A 577-nucleotide genomic window follows, 5' to 3' on the forward strand; every position below is an offset into this window, starting at 1 on the left:
CGTCGTAAATTCCATGAACTGCATGTAACTGGGAAAAGTCAGGTTGCTGAACAGGCCTTAGTGCTGATTCAGAAACTGTATGCGATAGAAGCAGAACTCAGGAAAAAGACCGATGGTACAGCGGAAGACCGCCGCGAATACCGACAACAGCATAGTCAACCAGTGATGCAACAACTATATGAATGGCTCAACCAACATCATCTGACAGTGCCATCGAGTTCTCCTACCGCCAAGGCTATCAATTACACTCTGAAGCGTTGGCCAGCCTTAAGCCGCTATCTGGATGATGGCAATCTACCGATATGCAACAATTGGGTAGAGAATCAGGTGCGTCCCTGGGCGTTGGGACGCAAGAACTGGCTGTTTGCAGGTTCGCTGCGCAGTGGTCAGCGAGCGGCGAATATCATGACTTTAATCCAGTCAGCAAAGCTGAATGGCTTGGATCCGTATGCCTATTTAAGTGATGTGCTGAAAAGGTTACCGACACATAAAGTGACCCAAATAGAAGAATTACTGCCACACCGGTGGCAACCCGACCAAAATTAAAAAATAGGTATGGGGTTCAGCGGACGCTTAC

General features: G+C 48.2%; 1 protein-coding gene. It reads left to right on the forward strand.

Features of this window, described 5'->3' with window-relative positions; translation table 11 throughout:
- Positions 1-546, forward strand: a 546-nt coding sequence (gene tnpC, locus VF675_RS13765) for an IS66 family transposase (protein WP_440205394.1), incomplete at its 5' end; no start/stop codon positions are given.
- Positions 547-577: the final 31 nt, after the last annotated feature.

Source organism: Acinetobacter sp. Lyrl_1 (assembly GCF_051948795.1).
Taxonomy (GTDB): Bacteria; Pseudomonadota; Gammaproteobacteria; order Pseudomonadales; family Moraxellaceae; genus Acinetobacter; species Acinetobacter towneri.